Origin of the sequence: Sulfolobus sp. B1 (genome assembly GCF_007050195.1) — an archaeon.
GTDB lineage: Archaea > Thermoproteota > Thermoprotei_A > Sulfolobales > Sulfolobaceae > Saccharolobus.
Genome location: NZ_QIMI01000260.1, coordinates 1 through 1,197 on the forward strand (window position 1 = coordinate 1; position 1,197 = coordinate 1,197).

General features: G+C 31.5%; 2 protein-coding genes. Both read left to right on the plus strand.

Going from position 1 to position 1,197, the window contains the following annotated elements; genetic code table 11:
• Window positions 1-502: enolase C-terminal domain-like protein (locus tag DMP16_RS10030; RefSeq protein WP_304948046.1), on the plus strand; the 502-nt coding region annotated here is incomplete at its 5' end.
• A 591-nt stretch (window positions 503-1,093) separates the two neighbouring features.
• Window positions 1,094-1,197, plus strand: a 104-nt coding sequence (locus tag DMP16_RS10035; RefSeq protein ID WP_255446878.1) for a DUF1404 family protein, incomplete at its 3' end; no start/stop codon positions are given.

Consider the following 1,197-nt stretch of genomic DNA (forward strand, 5'->3'; position numbering starts at 1 on the left):
ACTAAAAAAATACAGAAAAAACACAAACCTAAAAATAGCACTAGGAGAAAGAATAATAAATAAGCATCAAGCCTTAATATTCTTAAAAGAAGAGCTGGTAGATTACCTTCAGATTGACCTATATAGAATTGGTGGAATTACTGAGGCTAAGAAAGTTGTAGGAGTAGCTGAAATTTTCGACGTTCAGATGGCTTTTCATAACGCACAAGGACCTATATTAAATGCAGCAACACTTCAACTAGACGCATCAATACCTAATCTGTACATTCAGGAGTCGTTTTATGACTGGTTTCCTAAGTGGAAAAGGGAGCTAATCTTTGATGGTACTCCAATAAAGGATGGATATGCTATTGTACCTAATAAGCCTGGAATAGGTGTAGATGTAAATGAGAAATTAGTAGAGGAGCTAAAGGTTAAAGGGGAAGAGTACTTTAACCCAAATGAGCCTGTTTGGGTAGTTAAGGGAACGTGGAGAGGATTCTCAAAGGATTCTATAACATAAACGTTAAACAATTTCTTTTATAAGCGTGTATTTTATAAAAACTTTTTATTTCATTTCATGATTTATATTTAAATTCAATAATAAGGGAGAAATCAAGGAGAATTTACCGATAATTTTTTAGGGCGTTAAAAAGTGAAAATATAATACAACGATAAAATAAAAAATTTTTAAAGATAACTGGAAAACAAGTGTGAACAACCGCTACTCTAACCTAATAGATCGCGTGTTCGACGTGGAAAACTTATGTTAGGACATGCTAAGTGAGCAAGATATTTTGCTCCTCAAATAAATAGCTATAAATTAGATGATTGCATCATATTATTGTCATATACACACTTATCAGAAAAAATTTATATAAAAGACTTAAATCACATTACCTACAGTGGTTGAAGAGAAGCAGAATTTTATTCAACTAATGGAATTAACACAGTAGTTGATGGGAAAAACATGAATAACATTATGGCAAATTGTGTATATGACGAAGATCGACTATTTGACGATAACAAATAAATTAATGAAAAAAGATTATATTCACAGATGATAAGCCTGATTAAAGATAAGAAGTTATCCCTTAAACCTCTAATATTACCAATGATACTACTCGTAATCGCCTTTAATCCCTATGTTGAAAGTTTAGAATTTAAGAGCCCAGCAATTTACATGATTTCACATTACTTAGTGTATTTTTCAGGGAT